At 36.6% G+C, this 6,211-nt stretch carries 5 protein-coding genes and 1 rRNA gene; 5 read left to right on the top strand and 1 reads right to left on the bottom strand.

Going from position 1 to position 6,211, the window contains the following annotated elements:
* Positions 1-388 (bottom strand): 16S ribosomal RNA (locus tag ACILQF_RS09495); the annotation flags it as partial.
* An 834-nt stretch (positions 389-1,222) separates the two neighbouring features.
* Here ACILQF_RS09495 and ACILQF_RS09490 point away from each other — a divergent pair.
* The 5 genes from ACILQF_RS09490 to ACILQF_RS09470 all read left to right on the top strand — a co-directional run.
* Positions 1,223-2,155, top strand: a complete 933-nt coding sequence (locus ACILQF_RS09490) for an outer membrane protein assembly factor BamD (RefSeq protein WP_395627173.1) — start codon at positions 1,223-1,225, stop codon at positions 2,153-2,155.
* Between the two features lies 1 nt (position 2,156).
* Positions 2,157-2,483: a DNA-directed RNA polymerase subunit omega gene (locus tag ACILQF_RS09485; RefSeq protein WP_395627172.1), complete on the top strand. Its 327-nt coding sequence runs from the start codon at positions 2,157-2,159 to the stop codon at positions 2,481-2,483.
* A gap of 67 nt (positions 2,484-2,550) precedes the next feature.
* Entirely contained in the window at positions 2,551-3,747 is a 1,197-nt protein-coding gene (gene coaBC, locus ACILQF_RS09480) for a bifunctional phosphopantothenoylcysteine decarboxylase/phosphopantothenate--cysteine ligase CoaBC (RefSeq protein WP_395627171.1), read from the top strand.
* Positions 3,747-4,646, top strand: a complete 900-nt coding sequence (locus ACILQF_RS09475; RefSeq protein WP_395627170.1) for a DUF4835 family protein — start codon at positions 3,747-3,749, stop codon at positions 4,644-4,646. The genes coaBC and ACILQF_RS09475 overlap by 1 nt, the downstream gene beginning before the upstream one ends.
* 62 nt (positions 4,647-4,708) lie before the next feature.
* Positions 4,709-6,211, top strand: a 1,503-nt coding sequence (locus tag ACILQF_RS09470) for a DNA repair protein RecN (protein WP_395627169.1), incomplete at its 3' end; no start/stop codon positions are given.

Here is a 6,211-nt window from a genome sequence, read left to right as displayed (position 1 = left end):
GTTCAGGGTTGCCCCCATTGACCAATATTCCTTACTGCTGCCTCCCGTAGGAGTCTGGTCCGTGTCTCAGTACCAGTGTGGGGGGTCATCCTCTCAGATCCCCTAGACATCGTAGTCTTGGTGAGCCATTACCTCACCAACAAACTAATGTCACGCATGCCCATCTTAATCCTATAAATATTTGATCATTCTACGATGCCGTAAAATGATGTTATGCGGTGTTAATCTCTCTTTCGAGAGGCTATCCCCCTGATTAAGGTAGGTTGCATACGCGTTACGCACCCGTGCGCCACTTTCCCAGAAAGCAAGCTCTCTGGTATCGTTCGACTTGCATGTATTAGGCCTGCCGCTAGCGTTCATCCTGAGCCAGGATCAAACTCTCCATTGTAAAATGTTGGTTTGTCCTAGCCCTATTATATCTCAAATAGAACTAGTATTAATTATATCTATCTTCGTTTCTAACTTTAAAATAACAAGTATCTTATTACTCATTATACTTCAATTGATATCTCTTTAAAGAACGTTGCGCTTTCCCTCACGGTGCAGCTTATATTTTCTTCCGGTTGCCCAGTCGTAAAATCTTTCAGTTTCTAGCACTCAAGCATCGCGCTTAAGCTCTTATTTTTATTGTCCCCGTTTTGTTTGGGACTGCAAAGGTAGAAATAGTTTCCACTCCGCCAAAATTAATTTGATTTATTTTTTTGAGGTAAAAAAAACTACTTTCAAAATAACAACAAATCATAAAACTCAAACAACAACCCACAGCTCATTGCTTCCTTGCGGGGTGGCAAAGATACCAAATCTTTCCACACAACACAATAATTACTAGCTTTTATTCCTATTTATTACCTAACTCCTTGAAAACGAATTACTAAATTATTAAATGAATGGAGTACTAAATGATAAAATCTACAACAATGGCTTAAAAACGCTAAATTATATCTTGCACTTGCCTTGAAATCTTGTTAAACAATTTTCTATCTGCTCAATGGTGCACTATTTTATTTGAACACACACATTAGGATAAAAAATTATTCTTATCTGCATAAGCCTTATTTTGAACGATGTGATCAATACAAAAACAAAATAGGTAGATGTTAAAATCTGTTAAAGATTTAGAATCAATAAGCTGAAAAAAATACTTTCGTAGCTATATATATAAGAGATATATAATAGTGTTAAATAAAATTGATGTTTTACTGATTTACCTTATCTTTGCAAGATGTTTAAAAACAAGCTTAAAGTAAGTATAAGCATATTACTTATCATAATAGTTGCATTTGCAGGCTGCAAAAGCAAATATGAAAAATTACGTGCCAGTAGCGACACTGCCAAAAAATACCGTGAAGCTATCCGTCTTTACGATAAAAAAGACTATACCAAGGCCCTAGGGTTATTCGATGACCTAGTTCAGAAATATCGCGGAACATCAGAAGCGGAAGATCTTTCCTATTATTTTGCTTACACAAATTATAAGCTTAAAGATTATACGAACGCCAGATACCATTTTAAAACTTTTGCTGACACTTACGCATCTAGCCCCAAAGCTGAAGAATGCCGCTTCATGGCCGCTTACTGTTTTTATCTTGAATCTCCATCCTACTCTTTAGATCAAGAAAACACAATCAAAGCTATTGAGGCTCTACAATTGTTTATTAACCTGTATCCAAAAAGCGATCGTGTAACTGAAGCAAGTAAGCTTATTAGTAATTTACGCGACAAGCTAGAAATGAAATCTTATGCAAATGCGAAGTTATTTTTAGAAATTGGAGATTATAAATCTGCAGTGATTGCTTTTAGAAATTCGGCGAGTGACTTTCCTGACACGAAATACGCCGAGGAAATGGAGTTCCTAACCATAAAAGCACAAGCTCTTTATGCAAAAGCAAGTATTGAGACAAAACAAGAAGAACGCTACAATGAGGCCATTAATTTATTAGCAGAATTTACAAAAATCTACCCTGCCAGCAAGTATTTAAAAGAGGGGGAGGAAATAAAGAAAAATTCTGAGAAGTCGATTATAGATGTCAGAAAGCTAATAGCTTTACAAGAGGCAGAAATGAAAATATTGCAGGATAAGATGAAAGCCACGGAAGCTAACGCAAAATCAAAAACAGCAGAAGAACCTAAAAAAGAAGAAACTAAAAACAAATAAAATGAGTACTACGAAACCAGCCATTCCAAACAGCACCATCACACGTGATGTTCGTGAATTAGATAAAACAACAGACAATATTTACGAGTCGATTGTAATTATCAGCAAACGTGCTAACCAGATATCGAACAATTTGAAGGAAGAACTTCATGGAAAATTGGCAGAATTCGCATCTGCAAATGATAATTTAGAAGAAATATTCGAAAATCGTGAGCAAATTGAAATCTCCAAACACTATGAGCGTATGGCTAAACCTTCGTTAATTGCTGTTGATGAGTTTTTACACAATAAGGTTTATTATCGCAACCCTTCTAAAGAGCAACACTAAGGCATAGGGGCATATTGTTTTAATAATATGCCCCATGCATGCTTTAAGATGGGTATAACCATGCCCGATGCTTATAAATAAAAATATCTTACTTGGTGTTTGCGGCAGTATTGCAAGCTACAAATCAGCAGCCCTAACCCGACTGTTGGTAAAGGCCGGTGCAAATGTTCGGATTGTTATGACTAGGGATGCTTGTAATTTCATAAGCCCCCTAACGCTTTCAACACTTTCAAAAAACCCGGTATTTTCTGAATATTTCGACCCGAAAAGTGGGACATGGAACAATCATGTTGAACTTGGTTTATGGGCAGATATCCTAATTATCGCTCCTGCTACTGCAAATACATTAGCAAAGTTCGCAAAAGGACTCTGTGATAATCTATTATCCGCAGTATATCTGTCAGCAAAATGCCCAGTTTATTTTGCACCCGCGATGGATTTAGATATGTGGAAACATCCAGCAACTCAAAACAATATCAATACTTTAGTTTCCTATGGTAATTTAATGATCAAACCAGCCTATGGTGAACTGGCTAGTGGATTAATTGGTGAAGGCCGAATGGCAGAACCAGAGGAAATTACCGAATTTATCATAGCGAAATATGGAGAAGGACTCCCGCTTAAAGGAAAAAAAGCATTAGTTACTGCTGGTCCAACCCACGAGGCAATTGACCCAGTGAGATTCATAGGAAATCATTCTTCCGGAAAAATGGGCTATGCGCTAGCGGAAGAGCTATCCTCTCTAGGGGCAGAAGTGACTCTTGTGAGTGGTCCCACGAATATAGAATTAAGCGACAAACGTATCAACAGAATTGATGTAACATCCGCAGAGGAAATGCTTCAGGCATGTCTGTCTAAATTCAATAATTCCGACATCGCCATATTAAGCGCCGCTGTTGCAGATTATCGTCCTAAAGAAATCGCAAGCCTAAAAATCAAGAAGGATAGTCCTGACTATAGCTTAGACCTCATCAAAACTCCCGATATTTTAGCCACGCTAGGCCAGAAGAAAAAACTAGGTCAGATTTTAATAGGATTTGCCCTCGAGACAAATAATGAGGTGGCCAATGCCATCAAAAAACTAGAGAAAAAAAATCTTGATTTTATCGTTTTAAACTCAATGAACGATGAGGGAGGAGCATTCAAGAACGATAATAATAAAATTACCATAATCGACCGTTATAAAAAGCAAGTGAACTTTGAGCTTAAACCCAAAAAAGAAGTTGCTGCAGATATTTGTAAAAAAATACTAGATTTAATATAATGAAACAGTCTCTGCTCCTCCTCTTCTTTTTATTTATTAGCACAGCAGTTTTTGCACAGGATCTCAATGCACGTGTACAAATACTAGCGCCTCAATTATCAAATTCAAATAAGCGTGTTTTAGACATGCTCGAGGCAAGCATTAAAGATTTCTTAAATGGCAGAAAATGGACAGCGGATGCTTTACAACCCCAAGAACGTATTGACTGTAATTTCGTAATCACAATAACCGACTGGGATGGCTCAAGTAATTTCAAGGCCGAAGCACAAATTCAATCCAACAGACCTGTCTTTAATAGCAGCTATAATAGTACGCTTTTGAATATCAGCGATAAAGAATTTGGATTTACTTATGCTGAAGGGCAGCCATTGGATTTTTCGGACCAAAATTACATTAGTAATTTAAGTTCTTTATTAGCATTTTATGCCTATATAATTACAGGATTAGATTATGATAGTTTCTCTAAATTCGGAGGCACACCTTATTTTCAGAAAGCGCAAACGGTTTTAAACAATGCACAAATTGCCCCAAGCACGGGATGGAAAGCATTTGAAAACCTACGAAACCGCTTTTGGCTTGTCGAGAACCTTACCAATAAGTCTTATAACCCGATTCGCGAGAGTTTATATGTATATCACAGAGATGGATTAGATGTGATGGCTGATAATAAATCTAAGGGATTAAAAGCTGTTTTATCAATCATTCCGCAATTGCAAAAAATTGACAAGCAAAAGCAAGGCTCGGTTTTAAATCAATTGTTTTTCACTGCAAAGGTTGATGAAATTGTCAATATTTTAAGTTCTGCAGATACACAAGATAGATTAAAGGCTTATGATGCTCTTTCTGAGATAGACCCATCTAATAGTTCAAAGTACGAATCTTTGAAAAAGACAAGGTAAAGCCGTAAAAACTATAATCCATTTGAACCGAATTATTAATTTAGCAGAAATTTTACGCAAACATGCTCAAGCGACTTGCCATTAGAAATTATGCTTTAATTGACAATCTGGATATTTGCTTCTCCAAGGAGTTAAATATCTTGACTGGAGAAACCGGAGCTGGTAAATCAATTATTCTTGGTGCACTATCCTTGATTCTAGGACAGCGAGCAGAAAGCAAATACTTTTTTAATCAACAAAAAAAATGCATCATTGAGGGCACATTCCAGCTAGATGGGTTTTATTTAAATGAGTTTTTCGCCGAAAACGATCTCGATTTCGACCTTGAAACTGTATTAAGGAGAGAAATTTCATCCGATGGAAAAACTAGGGCATTTATTAACGATACGCCTGTTAATTTAGCTATACTTAAAAAAATAGGCGAAAAATTGATAGATGTCCATTCTCAACATGCAACCCTTGAAATTAATGATGATGAATTTCAATTACTAGTTATTGATACAGTAGCCGGAAATCAGAACCTTTTAACTGATTATCGTAAACTATATAAAGCCTATAGAAATGCACAATCTAAACTAAAAGATTTAATAAGCCAAAGCGAGCAGTCGAAATCTGATTTAGATTACTTTCAATTTCAGTTTGATGAGTTGGAAAAAGCAAAACTTTTTGCCGGTGAACAAGTAGATCTTGAAAAAGAGCTGGATGCATTAAGTCATGCAGAAGATATCAAGAAAAACTTGCAAAATGCCATCTCTATTTTAAATGAGAATGAGCCTTCTGCCATTGCACAGATTAAAGAAGCTGCACTTAGTTTGGCACATGCAGAGAAATATAAAGTTGAACTAAATGAGCTTACAGACCGTCTGAACAGTTGCTTAATCGAGGTTAAAGATATTCTTTCTGAAATAGAACAGGTTGAGCACAGTAGCATAGTGAGCCCAATTAGCTTACAGAAACTTAGTGATCGGCTAGACTTAATTTACTCGCTTCAGAAAAAACATCGTGTTGGATCAGAAATGGAGTTAATTGCCGTTCGTGATGCAATTTCAATAAAGCTAAATGGAATTCTTTTCGCGGATGAAGACATTGAAAAATTAAAAACTGAAGTTGATGTTTATTTTAAGGAAATCCAGAACCTTTCATTACAACTAAATATAAGTCGCGTCGAAAGCATCCCCAAAGTTGAGGAAGCCATTATGAACACATTGGCGGAAATAGGTATGCCAAATGCCGTTCTCAAAGTGATGAATAACACCTTACCTGAGGGGAAATTTGATGAAAATGGAAATAATCAAATCAATTTTTTATTTAGTGCAAACAAGGGCCAAGCACCATTACCAATGAATAAAGTCGCCTCTGGTGGTGAACTATCCAGGTTAATGCTTAGCATTAAATCACTTATCGCGATGCATACAGCACTACCAACACTGATTTTTGACGAAATTGATACCGGAATATCCGGTGAAATAGCTTTGAAGGTTGGGCACATCATGGAAAAACTATCAAAAAACATGCAAGTTATTGCAATTACGCACTTGCCTCAAATAGCCAGCAAAGGAGACACA

This window comes from Daejeonella sp. (genome assembly GCF_044232565.1).
Lineage (GTDB): Bacteria > Bacteroidota > Bacteroidia > Sphingobacteriales > Sphingobacteriaceae > Daejeonella.
Note: the sequence above shows the minus strand (reverse complement) of the source record. Positions and strands in the feature narration are given on the sequence as shown.

Bases quoted from the DNA above. Each gene is read 5' to 3' on its own strand.
- ACILQF_RS09485 (WP_395627172.1), top strand. From the start codon at position 2,157: ATGAGTACTACGAAACCAGCCATTCCAAACAGCACCATCACACGTGAT.
- ACILQF_RS09475 (WP_395627170.1), top strand. From the start codon at position 3,747: ATGAAACAGTCTCTGCTCCTCCTCTTCTTTTTATTTATTAGCACAGCA.
- ACILQF_RS09490 (WP_395627173.1), top strand. From the start codon at position 1,223: ATGTTTAAAAACAAGCTTAAAGTAAGTATAAGCATATTACTTATCATA.
- coaBC (WP_395627171.1), top strand. From the start codon at position 2,551: ATGCTTATAAATAAAAATATCTTACTTGGTGTTTGCGGCAGTATTGCA.